The 18,083-nt window shown below is 49.1% G+C and carries 15 protein-coding genes and 1 pseudogene; 10 read left to right on the top strand and 6 right to left on the bottom strand.

Annotated features, from left to right (window positions below; genetic code table 11):
- Nucleotides 1-212 precede the first annotated feature (212 nt).
- Nucleotides 213-3,281 carry a TonB-dependent receptor domain-containing protein gene (locus AC0KUT_RS05905; RefSeq protein ID WP_488834285.1) on the top strand — a complete coding sequence of 1,023 codons (3,069 nt, stop codon included), beginning with the start codon at nucleotides 213-215 and terminating at the stop codon, nucleotides 3,279-3,281.
- Between the two features lie 188 nt (nucleotides 3,282-3,469).
- Here the strand turns inward: AC0KUT_RS05905 and AC0KUT_RS05900 are convergent, their stop codons facing one another.
- The 4 genes from AC0KUT_RS05900 to AC0KUT_RS05885 all read right to left on the bottom strand — a co-directional run bounded on the left by AC0KUT_RS05900 (nucleotide 3,470) and on the right by AC0KUT_RS05885 (nucleotide 5,244).
- Nucleotides 3,470-4,333: a hypothetical protein gene (locus AC0KUT_RS05900; protein WP_488834284.1), complete on the bottom strand. Its 864-nt coding sequence runs from the start codon at nucleotides 4,331-4,333 to the stop codon at nucleotides 3,470-3,472.
- An 82-nt stretch (nucleotides 4,334-4,415) separates the two neighbouring features.
- The gene (locus AC0KUT_RS05895; protein WP_488834283.1) at nucleotides 4,416-4,559 is read right to left on the bottom strand and encodes a hypothetical protein; all 144 of its coding nucleotides are present in this window, start codon (nucleotides 4,557-4,559) and stop codon (nucleotides 4,416-4,418) included.
- 176 nt (nucleotides 4,560-4,735) lie between these two features.
- Nucleotides 4,736-4,996 (bottom strand): Txe/YoeB family addiction module toxin, encoded by a 261-nt coding sequence (locus AC0KUT_RS05890; RefSeq protein ID WP_488834281.1) that lies wholly within the window; start codon nucleotides 4,994-4,996, stop codon nucleotides 4,736-4,738.
- A complete protein-coding gene (locus AC0KUT_RS05885; protein WP_488834280.1) occupies nucleotides 4,993-5,244 on the bottom strand; it encodes a type II toxin-antitoxin system Phd/YefM family antitoxin in 252 nt (83 codons plus the stop codon). The genes AC0KUT_RS05890 and AC0KUT_RS05885 overlap by 4 nt, the downstream gene beginning before the upstream one ends.
- Nucleotides 5,245-5,378: 134 nt before the next feature.
- Here AC0KUT_RS05885 and AC0KUT_RS05880 point away from each other — a divergent pair, with 134 nt between their 5' ends.
- From AC0KUT_RS05880 to AC0KUT_RS05855, 6 genes and pseudogenes are all read left to right on the top strand, one after another.
- Nucleotides 5,379-5,945, top strand: a complete 567-nt coding sequence (locus AC0KUT_RS05880; protein ID WP_488834279.1) for an RNA polymerase sigma factor — start codon at nucleotides 5,379-5,381, stop codon at nucleotides 5,943-5,945.
- The gene (locus AC0KUT_RS05875) at nucleotides 5,942-7,009 is read left to right on the top strand and encodes a FecR family protein (protein ID WP_488834277.1); all 1,068 of its coding nucleotides are present in this window, start codon (nucleotides 5,942-5,944) and stop codon (nucleotides 7,007-7,009) included. Before AC0KUT_RS05880 ends, AC0KUT_RS05875 begins: the two co-directional genes overlap by 4 nt.
- Before the next feature lie 221 nt (nucleotides 7,010-7,230).
- Nucleotides 7,231-10,521, top strand: a complete 3,291-nt coding sequence (locus AC0KUT_RS05870; protein ID WP_488834275.1) for a TonB-dependent receptor — start codon at nucleotides 7,231-7,233, stop codon at nucleotides 10,519-10,521.
- Nucleotides 10,522-10,752: 231 nt separating this feature from the next.
- A pseudogene (locus AC0KUT_RS05865) lies at nucleotides 10,753-12,297 on the top strand (tryptophan halogenase family protein).
- A gap of 13 nt (nucleotides 12,298-12,310) precedes the next feature.
- On the top strand, nucleotides 12,311-13,018 hold the full coding sequence (locus tag AC0KUT_RS05860; RefSeq protein WP_488834274.1) for a SapC family protein: 708 nt from the start codon (nucleotides 12,311-12,313) through the stop codon (nucleotides 13,016-13,018).
- 12 nt (nucleotides 13,019-13,030) lie between these two features.
- Nucleotides 13,031-13,747 carry a DUF6445 family protein gene (locus AC0KUT_RS05855; protein WP_488834273.1) on the top strand — a complete coding sequence of 239 codons (717 nt, stop codon included), beginning with the start codon at nucleotides 13,031-13,033 and terminating at the stop codon, nucleotides 13,745-13,747.
- Nucleotides 13,748-13,757: 10 nt separating this feature from the next.
- On the opposite strand, the gene AC0KUT_RS05850 is transcribed toward AC0KUT_RS05855, so the two are convergent.
- Together AC0KUT_RS05850 and AC0KUT_RS05845 are read right to left on the bottom strand one after the other, a co-directional pair.
- Nucleotides 13,758-14,348, bottom strand: a complete 591-nt coding sequence (locus tag AC0KUT_RS05850; protein WP_488834271.1) for a DUF1415 domain-containing protein — start codon at nucleotides 14,346-14,348, stop codon at nucleotides 13,758-13,760.
- 35 nt (nucleotides 14,349-14,383) lie between these two features.
- On the bottom strand, nucleotides 14,384-14,866 hold the full coding sequence (locus AC0KUT_RS05845; protein ID WP_488834269.1) for a YehS family protein: 483 nt from the start codon (nucleotides 14,864-14,866) through the stop codon (nucleotides 14,384-14,386).
- 125 nt (nucleotides 14,867-14,991) lie between these two features.
- Here AC0KUT_RS05845 and AC0KUT_RS05840 point away from each other — a divergent pair, with 125 nt between their 5' ends.
- From AC0KUT_RS05840 to oadA, 3 genes are all read left to right on the top strand, one after another.
- On the top strand, nucleotides 14,992-15,555 hold the full coding sequence (locus AC0KUT_RS05840; protein WP_488834267.1) for a sugar O-acetyltransferase: 564 nt from the start codon (nucleotides 14,992-14,994) through the stop codon (nucleotides 15,553-15,555).
- 446 nt (nucleotides 15,556-16,001) lie between these two features.
- Nucleotides 16,002-16,265: an OadG family protein gene (locus tag AC0KUT_RS05835; protein WP_488834263.1), complete on the top strand. Its 264-nt coding sequence runs from the start codon at nucleotides 16,002-16,004 to the stop codon at nucleotides 16,263-16,265.
- A 29-nt stretch (nucleotides 16,266-16,294) separates the two neighbouring features.
- Nucleotides 16,295-18,076: a sodium-extruding oxaloacetate decarboxylase subunit alpha gene (gene oadA / locus AC0KUT_RS05830; RefSeq protein ID WP_488834262.1), complete on the top strand. Its 1,782-nt coding sequence runs from the start codon at nucleotides 16,295-16,297 to the stop codon at nucleotides 18,074-18,076.
- Nucleotides 18,077-18,083 lie beyond the last annotated feature (7 nt).

The following is an 18,083-nucleotide window of genomic DNA, read 5'->3' as shown; positions in this document are numbered from 1 at the left end:
GGCGGATAGAATTTCATTTCTAACAAAATTACATTTTCCGCAGCAAATTATTCGTGCCCAACGCACAAATGTGACCTTTGTTTCTCGGCAGCCTTCTTGCATATATCTACACTGCAACCAACACAACGACGGTTTCACTCGCCTGTTGTGCGCAAACGATTGCTAAAAATCTGCTCGCCCCCTACAGATTATTGCCGATAGACAAAGGAGTTATGATGCGCAAACATACTAAGCTGTATCTCGCCATAGATGCACTGACCACCCTCCCCCCACTTTCAAAATTTATAACCGTCGCCACTTTTTGCAGCCTGACGTTGGCCAGCCCACTGTTACTAGCGCAAAGTGCGACAGACGCAAAAGTGGCCCCCAAAAAAGCCACCGTTCAGATTGAAGAGCTGCTAGTCGTTGGCTCGCGCATTCGACAAAACAATATCAAAACCATTTCGCCCATTAAATTCATTAACCGCGAAGATGCCACCGCCGCCGGCTTAAACTCCACCACGGAGTTATTGCAATCTAACGCAATTACCGGCGGCGCATCGCAAATCAATAATGCCTATGGTGGTTACGTTACTCAGGGCGGCCCAGGTGCAAACACCATTTCATTGCGCGGTTTAGGGGCCAGTCGAACACTCGTACTCATCAATGGTCGTCGTGTTGCACCATCAGGTACACAAGGTGCCGTTGGCACGGCCGATTTAAATGTACTGCCCACGGCGATGATTGAACGCGTGGAAATTTTGCGCGATGGCGCCTCATCCATTTACGGTTCAGATGCCGTCAGTGGCGTCATCAATGTCATCACCCGCGACAACATCGACGGGCTAAGTATTGAGGGAGAATTTAACCGCCCTACAGAAGGTGACGGCGAACAATATCGTTTTTCTATTTCGGGCGGCATGAAAGAAGAGCGCGTTTCTATTTCCGGCTCCTTCGATTATTACGAACGACAATCTTTAGCGCTGGGAGAGCGCGACTGGACGCGCTGTAACCAGGATAAATTTCGCGATCCTGAAACCGGTGAGTCACTCGACTTTATCGACCCCAAAACCAACCGTTCAAAATGCTACCCCCTTACCGCAACCGGCTCTAACGGCGTGACGGTGAATACCATTGGCACCCAGTCCGTAACTGCCGCAAATTGGAGCACACTAGGATTAAACGGCCCCATTGTTGGTGCGCCAGGTTCAGAGGGCACGACCTTTACTCGCTTCCGCCCCAACACGACTGTCACCACCGGCCTCATCGGTTTTGAAGGTGTCGGCGGCGGCAGCAATAGCTTGAATGTACGCGACACCTTTGAGCCGCGTATGCTCAATGAAGATTTAATTTCTCCCGCAAAAATTTATACCGGCTTTGTACAAGGTAAATATGATTTACACGCACTGGGCGATGCAGAAGTTTACGCGGAGCTGATGAGTTCACGACGCGAATCCAGTCAAACCGGTTATCGCCAACTCTCCATGGATTACCGCCGCGGCAGCCCTTTAATTCCTGCTGAACTTGCCTACGGCAACTATGGGGCCGACCAAGGTACCAGCGGTGGCAGCAGAGTAGGCGTGCGCGCATTTGTCGGCTTTGGAAATGATGCGAGCCAACAGACGATAGATTTTTATAAACCCACACTTGGCGTGCGCGGCGATCTTAGTTTTCTACCCGATTGGCGCTACGACGTTTACACCAGCTACGCGAAATCTGACGCAAGTTATGTGCGCGAATCTTTTTTGATCGACAAACTCACCAATGCCAGCAATGCCGTAACTGCTACCGGCAGCGTCGACACGTCATTAATACGCGATGGGCTCACCTGCGGCATCAATCTCACGGACCCCAATGAAAAATGTATCCCCTTCCCTCGCCTAACTGCAGCGGTCATTGGTGGCGACTTACCGCAAGATTTTCAAGATTATATTTTCCGCAATGTCGAAGGCACCACCGAATACAGTGAATCCATTTTCAGTGCAATCATCGACGGCCCGCTCTTTAGTGTTCCCGCCGGCAAAGTGCAAGGCGTACTCGGCCTTGAGCACCGCAAAATGGACATCAATGATCAGCCCGACGAAAACAGTATTAATGGAAATCTCTATAACTTAAGCAGTGCCACGCCCACCATTGGCGATGACAAGGTCAATGAATTTTATACCGAACTGCAAGTACCCATTTTACTCGGCGCAAAATTCGCAGAAGAGCTAACGATCAATGGTTCCTTGCGCTATACCGATTACGATTCCTACGGCGCTGACGACACCTATAAAATCGGCATGCTTTATTCACCCACAACCTGGCTGTCACTGCGCGCATCGCGCGGAACTTCATTCCGTGCACCGGCGTTGTTCGAGCAGTTCCAAGGGCCGACAAGTGGTTTCCGCTCAGCATCTATTGACCCCTGTAACGAGTACGGTGCGGATGGAATAAACCCCAACCGCGCCGCCAACTGCGCAATGGAATTACCTAATGATCCAGGGTTCCTAGCAACCAGCGGTATAAAAGTATTTAGTTTGGGCGGTGCAGAGGCAGGGCTTTTTGCCGAGACATCAAACAATACGACTTACGGCATTATTTTCGATCCCAAAATCAGTGACTCAACCGCACTGAGTATCAGCATGGATTATTTTGAAATCGAAATAGACAATGGTGTGAGCAAAGCGGGGGAAGGTGAAATCCTTAATCGCTGTTATGACTCAACAGACTTTGCGACTAATTCCGGACTGTGTCGTCTGGTAAGCCGCGATCCCGTCACCAAACAGCTAACCGTGAACAATGCATACACCAACCTCGCCACCGAAGTGGTGCGCGGTTTGGATACCAACATCACCCTTGCGCAAGACATAGGGCCAGGTAATTTATTCGTTGACCTAAGCCTCACCCGTTACTACAACCAAGCAGAAAAACTCTTTGTAGATGATGAGTTAGAAGATTTTAATGGCAGCCTAAGAAAGCCCGAGTTTGGCGGAGCAGCAAGCATTGCCTATTCGCTTAACGACTGGAAGTTTCTCTACGGCGTAGAGTGGATTGGCGCAATGGATGGATACGCAGAAGCGGACGAAGACCCAGCCGATAGCATTTCTGATTACACAGTACCAAGTTACCTTGAGCACCGAATCTCCGCTCGCTACCAAGCGGACACATGGAAAGCCACATTTGGCGTGCGCAACCTAACCAATGAAACACCGCCAGAAATATCCGCAGGCTCCTTCAATCGTATCGGAAACGCCCCGCTCTACAGCGGCTACGATTATGTAGGCCGAGAAGTGTTTGTTAACTTCCAAATTAATTTATAGACCAGCTAACGTTTTAGGGCTGCACAAGCGCTATTCACCGAAGGGGAATAGCGCATTGCACTAGCCATCGGTAATCGGATGTACCCCCATAGGGCACACCGAAATATGTTTCAATGCCCATTTGGCGAATTGAATTAATAAAAAATCCGGGCATATGCCCGGATCTTTACGTTGCCTAAGCTGAAACCTCAGTAAAAGAACTCATAAAGCAAGCGTTCCATCTTAGATGTTGAATTATCAAACTCACCTAGTCCAAGTTCATAACGCTTTTTCTGTAGGTCGTTATAAATTTCTTGCGCACGCCCATCAATTTTTTTCAGATCCTCATCCGAAAGAACAAGAGGTTCTTTTGCCAACGTTTCATAAGATTTCTTTTGCGTTTCAACACCAAGTGCAGCTATGCGAATATCGCCTCGCGTAGCCATAGTTTTTAAAATGGCTAATGACTCCACAACGGAATCCCGATAAACAACTTTTCTTTCTTCCGGAGTCTCTCCTGTTCGAAATGGCGGCTCTGTCAGGTGAGATAAATTTAGAAGCACCGAGCTAGATCCTTGCGCCGCTGCTAAATAATAGAGTTTTATTGCAGCATCTACATCTCCACGATCAAAAAGATTTTCTCCCAACGCTGTAGTGGCGCGAATATCATTATCATTACTCAATGCTGTTAATACATCATCAGAGTAACTCTTATACGCTCGCAACTCATCTTCCGTAAAGTGCCCTCTATCCGCATGCCATTGAATATTGTCCCTCGCTTCCGCTTGGCTAATACCATCTAATGGAGAGGCGCCTGTTACGACTCCATCTTTTGATGCCACTGATACAACTTCAACTTTAGACGCACTTTGATTTTTTGATGCAGGGGCTAAAGGAGCTTTCGCTTCTAAAACAGTACGCGGAAACGAATCTTTCTTCACTGAGCCAATTACATTTATCGCATAGATAACATATACGACGCTCGCAACAACACCAAAAACTATAATGATTTTTGCTAGCTTTTCCATATGTACAACCGAGAAAGGATATTTTTTTGCTAGAGTAATCATCATATTCTCCCGCAAGAATTAAGCATTTGATTGTCGTACTTTAAACCACAAGTATTGAGTTGTTGGTTGTAAGCACCCTGGGCATTTACATAACAGATAGTTGCAGCAGCACCAAAAGTAGCTGCACCAGCCGCACCTGCAGCGGCCCCCCATCCAAAAGTGGGCACTGCAACAATTGCACCAACAATAGCAGATGCATCGATGTAAACACCAAGCTGGAGACCAGCATCAAAACACCACGCCCCTGCCATATTTTAAGTCACAAAACCAAGCCGAGGATTAAGAGAATGCTTACCCGCACCATAGCAATCTCATCTTTCAGTATTTAATTTAAAAGAGGCCCCGCCAAAGACAGCGTGACACTTGAAAAGTGACCTGGCGGTTAACAAATAATGTAGTAAGAAATCAATACTCATAGTGATAACGCAACTGCGCGATTAACAACTCATCGTCTAAGGCTTTATAAACGAACCTATGCTCATCGTTAATGCGGCGCGACCAATAGCCAGAGAGGCCATGTTTTAGTGGTTCAGGTTTACCTATGCCCTCAAAGGGATCGCGGGCTGCTTCTTTTATGAGTGCATTTATTCGTTTGAGCATGGCCTTGTCGGTTTTCTGCCAATAGAGGTATTCCTCCCATGCCTGCGAGGAAAAGGTTAACTTCATTCCACGAGATCTCGCGCAACACCCCTTCCCGCTTCTAGCTCGGCAATAGATTCGAGCAAGTGGCGTGCATTAGCGGGCGCACGCAACAGGTAAGCGGTTTCCTCCATAGCTTGATAGTCCTCCAAGGAAAGCATCACCACCGGCGCTTCGCTTTTGCGGGTGATAATCACCGGGGCGTGATCGCTGCAGACCTTCTCCATCGTTTTGGCAAGATTAGCGCGGGCGGCAGAGTAACTGATAGCGTCCATTATTTTCTCCTGTACTGAATTACGTACAACAGCTTATAAGCGCATTAGCAAGATGTCAAGCTGCTAGGCTATGGCGGAAAATATCTCTTCAGTCGTCTACAGCTAAGAGGAATTCACCCTAGTGGCCACATAGCATGTCTAATCACGATAACATCAGTAATCTGTTTATAGGATTGCGCAGCACCTTGGCGCGCGCCGTGTCGCGCTTGGTGCCACCGAAAGAGGTAGAGGACATAGTTCAAGAGACCTATGTTCGGGTTTGTCAGGTTGCCAAGCCTGAGGCGATCAACTTTCCGCGCTCCTTTATGCTGCGCACCGCGCGCAATTTGGCTATTGACCATATAAAACGCGCCGAAACACGCCTTACCTCCAGCCTTGAGGACGAGCAGCAGGAAGAACTGAGTGCGCTCTGTGCCCTGGGGGACGAAACCTTTGATCAGGTTGCCGCTAAACAGGAGTTTGGTTTTTTTTGCGAAGCTGTACGGCAGCTCCCTTTACAATGCCGCAAGGCATTTGTCCTTAAAAAAGTATACGGTTACAGCCAGAAGGAAATTGCGCTTAGCCTCAACATCAGTGAAAACACTGTTGAAAAACATATTGCCACCGGCATTAAACGCTGCAGCCACTATATGGCACAGCTCAAGCTACCTAAGCCACACCATCAACCTGCCAGCAACTCAACCAAGGGGGATGCACAATGAGTAATATTCTCGAGTTCCCCGCGAAAGAGGCCATTTACGATCAGGCTAGCCTGTGGATCGCCAAACTAGACCGCAACCTGAGTGCAGCGGAGCAACTCAAACTGCAGCAATGGCTGAGCGAAGACCCCAAGCATGCCGAAGTTTTATTTGAAATGGCCGAGCTGTGGGACAAGATGGACAGCCTCGCACGCTTGGCAGATCTATTTCAAGCCACGCCGATTAAACAGCGCTCAACCCCTAAGCGTGCCTACGTCGCGCTAGCTGCATCTTTTTTTATTGCGGTTATCGCCCTGGGCTGGAGCCTAAGCGACGTGCCCATGCGCCATCAACTTATGGCTTGGTTTGAGCCAACGTCGCAAAGCACCTTAATCAACGGCGTCTATGAAACGGCGATTGGCGAACACTCCAATGTAAACCTACCCGACGGCTCGGTATTGGTGCTCAACACCAACAGTCGCATCAGTGTTAAATACAGTGAAGATTTTCGTTTGTTTTTTTTAGAGCGCGGCGAAGTCAATATAGAAGTCGCTCACGATACTAGCCGCCCTTTAAGTGTGATGGCGGGCGATAAACTCGTGCAGGCCGTTGGTACAGCATTTAATTTGCGCATGCAAAATAATCGCGAAGTGGAACTTATTGTCACCGAGGGGAAAGTATTGGTTGCCCAGCACTCAGCGCAGCATCCATCCGCCAATACACCCAGCAAACGCTTACCCAGCAATTCTATGGCGGTATCGAAAGGCGAAAAAGTCATGCTTGGCGATAAGCAAGAGATAATCGCTAAGGTAGCAGAGGCCGATATAGCCGCCGAGTTAAGCTGGCGCCAAGGCAATTTAATTTTTCGCGGTGAGACTCTAGAGCAAGCACTGGTAGAAATTAGCCGCTACACTTCCGTGGAATTTGAAATACTCGACGACAATATTCGCCAAGAGCGAATTGCTGGGTTATTTAAAGCGGGTGATGTGAATGGCTTACTCAATGCATTGGATCAAAATTTTAATATTCGCAATGAACGCTTAAGTAATAACAAAATACGCCTCAGCGCGCGCGCCACGCTACCGTAACGAAGTGTCATATTAACGAAGTGTCATATTAACGAAGCGTCATCTTAATAAGTGTCGCTATTACAGGCAGCTTTTAATACGCTCGACTAACATACACACAATAACAATTAGACGACAATCAAGAAAATCAATACTTGTTGAGTGTGCGCCAAGGTTTTAAGCTTTGCACACATGTCGCGCAATGCGACCTCTAAAGCCACAATAATGAATGCATGTGCAATATGTCACTAATGGTATGGCGGAAAAAAAACAACCATTCGTCTAGTAAGCAAGCGGCAACAAGCGCCGCTTGCGAGGTAGACGAACAGGCACTTTTTCGATGGTTAGTATTTGCCCTTTGGGTAGGCATACCTGTACCTGCTGTGGCAGATAGCAATCAACTCAAAGAAAAAATTCCGTTCGATATTCCTCAACAACGAGCAGATCTTTCGCTCACTGAATTTGCCAAGCAAGCCAATATTACGTTGATATTTCCATTCGATGATGCGATGGAGATCACCGCTAATCCATTGGTCGGCGAGTATTCAATTCAAGATGCCGTAAGGCTCTTAGTATTAAATACCAAACTCAGTGCAGTGATTGATGCGAAAGGTCTACTCACCATTACGACCAATCAATCTCATGAGGAGATCGACTCAATGCACAATAAAAATAAGCTCAGCGCCTTTATTGGAATTTTAACTTCAGTAGCCGCCACCCATGGACTTGCACAAACCACTAACAGTGTCGATACACTTAACGGCCCCGTAGAGGAGTTGATGGTTACCGGTATTCGCGGCAGCTTACAGCGCTCCATGGATGTTAAGCGTTCATCGGGTGGCGTAGTAGATGCAATCTCGTCGGAAGAAATCGGCAAGTTTCCCGATAGCAATCTGGCTGAGTCGCTGCAGCGTATTCCCGGTGTTTCTATCGACCGCTCGGGCGGCGAAGGCCAATTAATTACCGTGCGCGGTTTTGGCCCAGAATTTAACACAGTGCTAGTCAATGGCCGTCAAATGGCGACCGAAAATCTTTCGCGCGCCTTTAGCTTTGACACAGTAGCCTCGGAACTCGTCAGTGCGTTGGAGGTTCATAAAACCTCTACCGCCGCTATGCAGTCCGGTGGCGTAGGTTCCACCGTCAATGTTAAAACCGCGCGCCCGTTTGATATTGGCGGCTTCAAAGTCGCGGGCAGTATTAAAGGCGCCATGGAAGAAAACAGCGAGACCACCAGCCCACAGGTGTCCGCACTGGTGAGCAACACCTTTAACGATGGCACTCTAGGTCTACTAGTCGCCGTCTCCCATCAAGAGCGCGACACCCGCTTAAATCAAGCGCAAATAGATGGCTGGCTGCAATTCAAACCCAACGCAGACGCAGAATTAAATACCGGCATTCCCTGGGCACAACTCAACAACGGTGCAGGTGTTGCTGCTGGCTCTACCATATTTTCACCGCGCAACTACGACCACAAGGTCACCTTTGAAACACGCACGCGCGATAACGCCTCATTGGTATTGCAGTTCGCCCCAAGCGATAATCTAGTACTGACTGCCGACGCCATTTATTCTGACTTTGATGTCGAATCTAATGCACTTTCCTACGGCCACTGGTTTACCGCACCCAATATTACCAATGCCAAAACCGACGAAAACAATACGGTGATTGATCTCTACCAAGAGGTCGGTCTTGCAACGGATATGCACGCCAAAAAATTCGACCGCCTCACCAGCACGACACTGTTTGGTTTCAATGCCGACTGGCAAGTTAGCGATAAATTAAAAGTGAATTTTGACCTTAGCCACTCTAGCGCTGAACGCGATGCCAACAATGGCCGTGGCGACCAGCTATCCCTCATCGGCTATGCCAACCGCGCTCGTTTTCAAGTCGACAATAATATTCTCCCCTTCACGAGCAACTTTGAAACGGCAAACCCTGGCATTTTTTCTGGCCAACAGGAATTAGATGGCGTTGCTTATCGCGATCCAGCGGCAAGCGATTATGTAGCACCCGCTGGCGTGAGCGACTTGCTCGACCCATCCAACAGCCGCGCTCACGTTATGCTGCGTCGCGGTTGGGCGGTTGAAGACACTGTCGATCAATTTAAAATGGATGGCAGCTGGGATGAAGGTAGCGATTCTGGTTTAGTGAAACTGAATTTTGGCGCTTCGCTTTCCAGTGAAAGCAAAGCACTGGATCGCTGGGACAACGAAGGCGCGGGCATACACTGCAGCTACTGTGGCTATCCTGATGCACCGGCAATACCCGCCGATTTACAATATGTCTTTGATGCAGGCAGCGATTTCTTAAGTGGCGTTAGCGGCAGCGGCCGTATGCCGCACGCTTGGTTAGCCCACGACGGCGAAGCGCAATTTGCCTACCTCGAAAGTACCAGCGGCAAAAATTTTGACGCGGTCAAACGCGACAATTCATTTGTAGTCGATGAAGACACATTGTCATTTTATTTTGAGTCAGAATTTGCAGGCAGCTTAAATGGCATGCCTATATCATCGGTTGCCGGTGTGCGTATAGAGTCTACGGATGTAAACGTAAATGGTACCCAAGCGCCCGTTACCCAATTAAATATTCTTGATAAAACTGAAATGCTTGCCGCTTTTGGCCAAGCAGAAAGTATCAGCGTGAAAAATAGTTACGACGCCATACTGCCCAACATGAGTATTAAGCTAGAGCTGAGCGATGACATGGTAGTGCGCGCTGCAGCGTCTAAAACGCTCACGCGCCCAACACTGACCAGCATGGCACCCGTCACAGTACTGACGACCACACGCCAAGGTGGAAACCTATCATCCACTAGCGGCAACGCAGCCCTAAAACCCTTTGAATCAGATAACTTCGATCTATCCTGGGAGTGGTATTACAGCGACGCAAGCTTCGTATCGGCCGGTTACTTTAAGAAAGACGTAGCCAACTTTATTGTCAACACGATTGAAAACAAAACCTTTACCTTGGCCAATGGCACACTCTTAACCGATCCATCAACCGGCGACGATGTTAACGCTGCTGACAGCAAAGACGCGGTAGCCAGCTTTAAAAACACCATCCCCGTTAACAGTGAAACTGCAACCGTGGACGGCTTGGAATTAGGCGTGCAACACACCTTCGGTGAAAGTGGCTTTGGCGTCATGTTTAATGCCACCTTCGTGAACAGTGATGCAGATTTAGATCCGTCTAACGTGAACCAAGTGTTCGCCTTAACCGGCTTAAGCGATTCACAAAACTTGGTGGGTTTTTATGAGCAGGGGCCAATCCAAATTCGTTTAGCCTTTAATCAGCGCGGCGACTTTGTACAGTCACTCACGCAAAATAATGGCGACGGCCCCACCATCGTAGAAGACTACAGCCAGTGGGATTTAAGTGCGAGCTACGACATTACCGAAGAGCTCACCGTATTCTTGGAAGGTATAAACCTCACCAATGAATATGTGCACAAACGCGGTCGCTACGCCAATCAATTATTATTGGTTGAAGATTCAGGCAGCCGCTGGGCACTGGGAGTAAGAGCAAGCTTTTAACTAAAACCCCAAGGCGCTTGCGGCACAGGGATGCACAGCAAGCGCCATTTTTATAGGTTAATGACTACCATAGCCACAAGGCTATTTTGGCCGCTGCCATAGTGTTGGCGGCGGCCCTTTTTAAAAAGCACCAAAAAATATCCACAAAAATATAAGCACACAAAATAAAACCTATAGCCAAAAAAATCTGTAACAAAACTGTGCAAAATAACTGTGCAAAAAAGGCCCTAGATGAACAAACCAACCAAATCTGTTGTGATTGTCGGTGGCGGCACGGCTGGCTGGCTAACGGCCGGTAGAATTGCCGCGCAGCATGCGGCCAACAGTCCCACAGGTATTAGCGTCACACTGATAGAATCCCCCAATATTCCCACGGTCGGCGTAGGTGAAGGCACCTGGCCCACCATGCGCAGCACCCTCATGAAACTCGGTATTTCTGAGACAGATTTCATCCGCGAATGTGACGCCTCTTTTAAGCAGGGCGCCAAATTTTCGCGCTGGGTGGATGGCAGCGCTAAGGATTTTTACTATCACCCACTGATGCTTCCACAGGGTTTCGGCAAAACCAATTTAGCTGCCCACTGACAACTGGCGCAGAGCAATCAATCTTTTTCTGAAGCCGTGTGCTTTCAAGAGGCATTGTGCGAACAGGGCTGCGCGCCCAAAAGTATTACCACGCCAGAATTTAATGCCGTCGCCAACTATGCCTATCATTTAAATGCGGGAAAGTTTTCGCAGTTTCTGCAAAAACACTGCTGCGAAAAACTTGGCGTTAAACATATTCTCGCGGAAGTTACTCAGGTTAACGCCAGCGAAAGCGGCGATATTGCCAGCCTCACCACCGCTCAAGCGGGAACCATTAGCGGCGACCTGTTTGTAGACTGCAGCGGTTTTTCTTCGCTGTTATTAGGTCAGCATTTTAAAGTGCCGTTTATCGATGTGAGCCAAACCCTCTTTATAGATTCCGCCCTAGCAGTGCAAATAGCCTACGCCAGCGAAGACGCGCCCATTGCGTCGCATACTATTTCAACGGCGCAACAAGCCGGTTGGATTTGGGATATAGGCCTGCTGCACAGGCGCGGCATAGGCCATGTATATTCCAGCCGCCACACCAGTGAAGATCAGGCGTTGCAGCGACTGGAAGAATATATTGGCCCTGCATTTGCGCAGGCCAGTGTACGAAAAATTCCGATTCGATCGGGGCATCGCCAAATTTTTTGGAAAAATAATTGCGTTGCCGTGGGTTTAGCTGCAGGTTTTTTAGAACCGCTGGAAGCATCGGCACTGGTACTGGTCGAACTGTCGGCCAGCATGATTGCCGAGCAGCTGCCCGCCTGTCGCGCAGTCATGGACATTACCGCTAAACGTTTTAACGAAACATTTTTGTATCGCTGGGCGCGCATTATCGATTTTTTAAAGCTTCACTACATTCTCAGCAAGCGTACCGACAATGCTTTTTGGGTAGATAACCGCGCCCCAGAAACCATTCCCGCCAGCCTGCAGGAGCTAATGGAACTCTGGCGCTATCACACCCCGGGCGATCACGACTTCACCAGCAATAACGAAGTCTTTCCCGCCGCCAGCTACCAATATGTGCTCTACGGCATGGGCTTTGAGACGGACTACAGTCACAGCCGTCATCAACTGCAAGATCATAAAATGGCGCTCGATCAATTCGCTAAAAATCAAAAAAACATTCAACAGGCGCTGCGCAGCCTGCCCAGCAACCGCGAGCTGCTCAACAAAATTCACACCCATGGCCTGCAGCCCATTTAACGAGAAATAATTTATGCCTACTTTTGTTGCACTCGACAACCAACAACATAAATCACTCAAAGTGAGCACACAGACTATTGAGGCCCAGGGCGCAGAGGAGCGCATGGTGCCAGTAGTGCTCAGTGAGTTTCTAAAATTGGCCGTGCACTACCCTATCGCCTTTACCAAAAATATGGAGACAGGAAAATTTTTATGCGTGGCGCTTTTAGGCTTTGAAGAGAAGGAAAATTTATTTTGGGAAAATAATAGCTGGAACAGTATCTACACACCGCTCAATATCATGCGTCAGCCCTTTTTTATTGGTAACGACAATGGTACAGGGGTGATTTGCATCAACAGCGAAAGCCCCTGCCTAAGCACAGCGGAAGGTGAAGCTATTTTTGACGGCGATGGCGCAGATGCAAGCTATCTGCAAAAAATTAAAGTCATGCTGGCGGAGCTGCTGCAGGGTGAAACACAAACAGCTGAATTTATTCATTCGCTGTTGGAACTGAAACTCATTATGCCTATGGCGCTGGACATCACCTTTGCCAACCAGCAGGAGCAGCGCGTAGAAGGCCTATACACTATCGATGAGGATCAGCTAGCGGGGCTCAGCGGTGAACAACTCCTACAACTACAACAAAAAGAATATCTAAAACCCATTTACACCATGATTATATCCCTCAGCCACATCTACGCCTTAATACACAAAAAAAACCAACGCCTTGCGCAAGCTTAGGTAAACGCAGCCATGACCATAAACAGCGCCATGAGAGTCACCATCGAGGCTATAGGCAATGAAAAAAATCCATTAATTATTCTGGATGATTTTGCCCTTGAGCCCAATGCGCTGATTGAACTGGCGCAGCAGCCACCCGCATTTAGCGCGCAAGCCACTGACTTTTACCCGGGGCTACGTAAAACCCTAGCGGGCAACTACCCCGAGCAGGCACTTTCACAGCTTGAGCCGCTGATTCGGCAGGTGTTTGCCGTGCCCGCCGAAAATACCGCGCGGCTGAGTCTTTGTGCATTTTCACTTAGCACCACCCCACTCCATAAACTGCGCCCTATTCAATGCGTGCCCCATATAGACACCCATGACCCTGATCAATTTGCGCTAATTCATTACCTCTGCGCCAACACTTTTGGCGGCACTAGTTTTTATCGCCATCGCCACAGCGGCTATGAAACCATTAGCCAAGCGCGCCTAGCGGATTATTTTAAAAAACTAAAGGAGGAGGTAACCAGCGGAGGCCTAGTGCATGCCAGCTACATTAATGGCGACACCGAACTATTTGAACGCATTGCGAACCTGCCAATAAAATTTAATCGCGCGCTTATTTACCGCAGCAATGCGCTTCACTCGGGCAATATAGACCCAGCACTGGGCTTATCCAACCAGCCCACCAACGGCAGGTTAACAGTCAATAGTTTTATTAATTTTTCAGCGCCAGTCAGTAACACTTAATAAACAGGTATCAGCCAGCAAACAAATAGGGAAATAATTTTTTGCGCTGCGCCGCACTAAGTTCAGTCATAGCGCGCTGATTATTTTCCGGCACCAGCTCTACATCAAGAAAATAAGCCAAAGCTTTTTCCAAACTGGCTTCGCGGATGATATGCACTATTGGGAAGGGTGAGCGGTTGGTGAGGTTTTCAACATCATCTAGGTCGGCGCCGGCGAAGCAGTAGTTGGGGTGAAAACTCGCCAGCTGATAAACGCCAAGCCAACCATTGCGCTTGAGCATTTTCTGCGCCCACGATAACAGTAGGGTGTAGTCGAAAAAATCCTGCAGGTGTTGCGGGATAATCACTAAGGTAGTTTCTAATTCGGCTACCGGCGTTGTATCAAGCAGCGTCATTTCACGCGCTAAATCTTCTAGCAACGCGTCGTCGTCTTGAGCCTCACTCACCACCAAGCGCACACGATTTTCGCTCGCAGGCTTGCGTGCAAAGGGGCACAAGTTTAGACCAATCACCACTTCATTCAGCCAACGCAGCGTCTCAACTTTTATCGCATCTTGGCTGGGAGTGCTGTCGCCTTTACGTTTGTCGGTGTCTGCTGGCACTATCCGCCCCCTGCTGAGTTTTTAGCAACGCTTGTTTACGCTTCACTCACAGGCTGTTGCAGCAACAAACCCAAGCCTTCAATAAAATCCAATACCAGTTCATCATCGCACCCTTTAAAGTGCACATGGCCGGGTTTGCGAAATAAAGCAGAGAGTTCAGATTTGGTGAGTTCAATGGTCACCAACTTTAATGCATCGCGCACTTGCTGCTCTTGCAAGTTGAAGGCAATACGCAATTTTTTGAGAATTTCGTTGTTGCCAATTTTCACGAGCTTATCGACCGGTGGACGTTCAGCATCGTCTTTTTTGCCGCGCTTAAATTCAATCAAACCCTCTAAAAAGAGCGCCAATATATATTCCGGCATAGGTTCAAAACGCGGCTCGTAATCGGTTTTCAGCAAGTTGGCGACTTCTTTGTCGGTCAGGTCTATGTCCATTAGCGCGAAAATGCTTTGCACCTGCGCAGTATCCAGTGGCAGTGACTGGCAGAGCTTGCGAAAAATATCGTTAGTTTTCATAGTGATTTCTGTAGGATGTGGATGACGGCATTCTACCAGAAGGCCGCTTTAAATAACGCCGCTTTAAATTCTCGCCCCTAAAACAGCGGTGTTTCAATTGTATGTGAATCCATGTGGCGCCGCCTATGAACCCTTTTGACCCTATAGATCCTTTTTCACCGAACTTAGTGGCCGCGCGCAAACGCGCTAAAAGCCTGTGTCAGCAATTAAACGCCCTGCGTGCCGATCAGCACAAAGCGCGCAAACCCATTTATCAGCAGCTCTTTGGCGCGGTTTCCAGTGCCTATATAGAACCCAACTTTTTTTGCGATTACGGCAGCAATATCTTTCTGGGCGAGCGCTTCTACGCCAACCACAACTGTGTGATATTGGATGTGGCACCAGTGCGCATAGGCGCGCGCGTCATGTTCGGCCCCAACGTACAGGTTTATGCCACCAGCCACCCGCTCGACCCCATCGAACGCGCCAGCGGCAAAGAATTTTGCGCTGAAATTCATATAGGTGACGATTGCTGGATTGGCGGCGGTGCCATCATTATGCCCGGCGTTACCATTGGCGCAGGAGCCGTTATTGGTGCGGGCAGTGTGGTAACCCGCGATGTACCTGCAGGCATGCTGGCACTGGGCAATCCCTGTCGCAGCGTGAAATCAGTCGTTACAGTGGATACCGCACAGGCTAATGGCAGCTAAGCCAACAAACAGCAAATGTGACAAAAGTGCAGCAATGCGCACAAAAAATCAGCAGAATCATCTGACAAATACCCTGCAATAGGCACTTTGGGGTTGCCGACTTGGGTGCTTTTTCTTTATTGTGTCCGGCTGCCTAAGAGGGAATATGGCCTGAGCCAAAAGCGGCTCCATGATATTCTCTGTTTACACCAGCTTCGCATGACGGTGACAAGGTACCCTAAGGAACAGTGCGCTCGATACAATAATGAATCTACTCTTATGCGCAGCATGGTCGCATGAGGTTTAACAGCGCAAATTTTTACCGAACACGAATGGCTCTCCATCATCTGCAATCTAACAAGTAGCCGATGCTGAGAAGAATGCCTTTTGCCGTTAAAAACACGCAACCGTGCCATTCAGCTACGCCAGATTTGGCCTTATTTTTTTACCCTGAGGAGCAGGCAGTTATGCAATCCACCTTAATCGACCAAGGGCTTCAGCTCTTAACCTTTGGCATGGGCACTGTTTTTGTGTTCTTGGTGCTATTAGTAGTAGCAGTCAATTTGATGTCGCTGCTCTTGCGCAGTTGCTTTCCCGACCCCGTAACACCAGAGCCTCAGGCTCGCGCAAAAAAAACTGCCCCAGTAGCCGCGGTAGACACCACCACCCTTGCGGTAATTCAGGAAGCCATTCGCCAACACCGCGAAAAGCTTGCCCGCCCTAACGACTAAATACGTTTTATAGAATTGGAGTCCGCTCGATGAGTGCAACTAATAACCCTTTAAAAATTACCGACGTTGTTTTGCGCGACGCCCATCAGTCGCTCTTCGCGACCCGCTTGCGCCTCGACGATATGCTGCCGATTGCCGCCAAACTCGACGCCATTGGCTACTGGTCACTAGAAACCTGGGGCGGCGCAACCTTTGATGCCTGCATTCGCTATTTAGGTGAAGACCCTTGGGATCGCATTCGCGAGCTGAAAAAAGCCATGCCCAAAACTCCACAGCAAATGCTGCTGCGCGGTCAAAATCTATTGGGCTATCGCCACTATGCCGATGATGTCGTCGATGCATTTGTCGCCCGCGCCGCTAAAAATGGCGTAGATGTATTCCGTATTTTTGATGCCATGAACGACATGCGCAATATTGAAACAGCCCTTAAGGCGGTTAAGCGTGAAGGCAAGCACGCGCAGGGCACGCTCTCTTACACCCTAAGCCCGGTACACAATATTGATACGTGGGTAGCGCAAGCCAAACAAATCGAAGACATGGGCGCCGATTCTATTTGTATTAAAGATATGGCCGGCCTGCTCAAGCCCTACGATGGCTTTAAATTGGTTACACGCTTAAAAGCCGAGTGCGACATCCCCATTCACTTGCACGCACACGCCACTACTGGCTTGGCCCACGCCACTATTTTGAAGTGTGTTGAGGCGGGCATAGACAATGTCGATACCGCTATTTCATCCATGTCCATGACCTATGGTCACAGCGCCACAGAAACACTGGTATCTATTTTAGAAAGCACCAACCGCGATACCGGCCTTAACTTGGTGAAGCTGGAAGAAATCGCCGCCTACTTCCGCGAGATTCGTAAAAAGTACGCGAAATTTGAAGGCTCACTCAAAGGTGTCGATGGCCGCATTCTCATCGCCCAAGTACCCGGCGGCATGCTGACTAATATGGAAAGCCAACTGCGCGAGCAGGGTGCGAGCGATAAATTTGATGAAGTGCTGCTGGAAATTCCGCGCGTGCGTGAAGACCTCGGCTTCATCCCCTTGGTTACCCCTACCTCACAAATCGTAGGCACCCAAGCGGTATTTAATGTATTGAGCGGCGAGCGCTACAAAAACATCACCAAAGAAACCGCCGACATACTGCGCGGCGAATACGGCGCAACGCCTGCGCCTATCAACGTAGAGCTGCAAGCACGCGTATTAGAAGATGGGCAAATACCCATTACCTGTCGCCCCGCCGACAACATTGCCCCTGAGTTTGCCAAGCTAACGGCAGCACTGGAAAGCGAAGCAACCGCACGCAAAATCAAACTGCGCAGCGGCGAGCAATTACAGGACGATGTTTTAACCTACAGCCTGTTCAGCCACATAGGCCTGCGCTTCCTTGAGAATCGCGGCAACCCCAGCGCCTTTGAGCCAATTCCCACCGGCCAAGAAAGCTCAGTGGTGACCAACGACGCAGGCGAAGAAGTGTATACCGTTAAGGTAGAAGGCAAAGACTACACCGTAACCGTAAACGCGGGCGGCGACCTCACTGGCATAAGCGCGCTACACGCCAAAGCCAACAGTGGTGCCACGGCCAGCAGCAACCCCGGTCGCCCATTGCCTGCGCCCTTGGCAGGCAATATTTTCAAAGTCTATGTAGAAGTGGGCCAAACCGTTGAAGAAGGCGAGTCGCTGGTACTGCTCGAAGCCATGAAAATGGAAACCCAAGTGAGTGCACCCTGCGCGGGCACTATCACCAGTATTGAGGTTAAAGCCGGCGACTCTGTTGCTGTGGGCGATATCCTTGTGACCATTTCCTAGAGGCGTG

The sequence above is a fragment of the Cellvibrio sp. 25HG11W-0 genome (assembly GCF_057815475.1).
The sequence above is the reverse complement of the archived record's forward strand: the minus strand, read 5'-3'. Positions and strand labels throughout refer to the sequence as shown.

Coding starts and splice junctions, on each gene's coding strand:
- AC0KUT_RS05905 (WP_488834285.1), top strand. CDS start 213: ATGATGCGCAAACATACTAAGCTGTATCTCGCCATAGATGCACTGACC.
- AC0KUT_RS05900 (WP_488834284.1), bottom strand. CDS start 4,333: ATGATGATTACTCTAGCAAAAAAATATCCTTTCTCGGTTGTACATATG.
- AC0KUT_RS05895 (WP_488834283.1), bottom strand. CDS start 4,559: ATGCTGGTCTCCAGCTTGGTGTTTACATCGATGCATCTGCTATTGTTG.
- AC0KUT_RS05890 (WP_488834281.1), bottom strand. CDS start 4,996: ATGAAGTTAACCTTTTCCTCGCAGGCATGGGAGGAATACCTCTATTGG.
- AC0KUT_RS05885 (WP_488834280.1), bottom strand. CDS start 5,244: ATGGACGCTATCAGTTACTCTGCCGCCCGCGCTAATCTTGCCAAAACG.
- AC0KUT_RS05880 (WP_488834279.1), top strand. CDS start 5,379: ATGTCTAATCACGATAACATCAGTAATCTGTTTATAGGATTGCGCAGC.
- AC0KUT_RS05875 (WP_488834277.1), top strand. CDS start 5,942: ATGAGTAATATTCTCGAGTTCCCCGCGAAAGAGGCCATTTACGATCAG.
- AC0KUT_RS05870 (WP_488834275.1), top strand. CDS start 7,231: ATGTCACTAATGGTATGGCGGAAAAAAAACAACCATTCGTCTAGTAAG.
- AC0KUT_RS05860 (WP_488834274.1), top strand. CDS start 12,311: ATGCCTACTTTTGTTGCACTCGACAACCAACAACATAAATCACTCAAA.
- AC0KUT_RS05855 (WP_488834273.1), top strand. CDS start 13,031: ATGACCATAAACAGCGCCATGAGAGTCACCATCGAGGCTATAGGCAAT.
- AC0KUT_RS05845 (WP_488834269.1), bottom strand. CDS start 14,866: ATGAAAACTAACGATATTTTTCGCAAGCTCTGCCAGTCACTGCCACTG.
- AC0KUT_RS05840 (WP_488834267.1), top strand. CDS start 14,992: ATGAACCCTTTTGACCCTATAGATCCTTTTTCACCGAACTTAGTGGCC.
- AC0KUT_RS05835 (WP_488834263.1), top strand. CDS start 16,002: ATGCAATCCACCTTAATCGACCAAGGGCTTCAGCTCTTAACCTTTGGC.
- oadA (WP_488834262.1), top strand. CDS start 16,295: ATGAGTGCAACTAATAACCCTTTAAAAATTACCGACGTTGTTTTGCGC.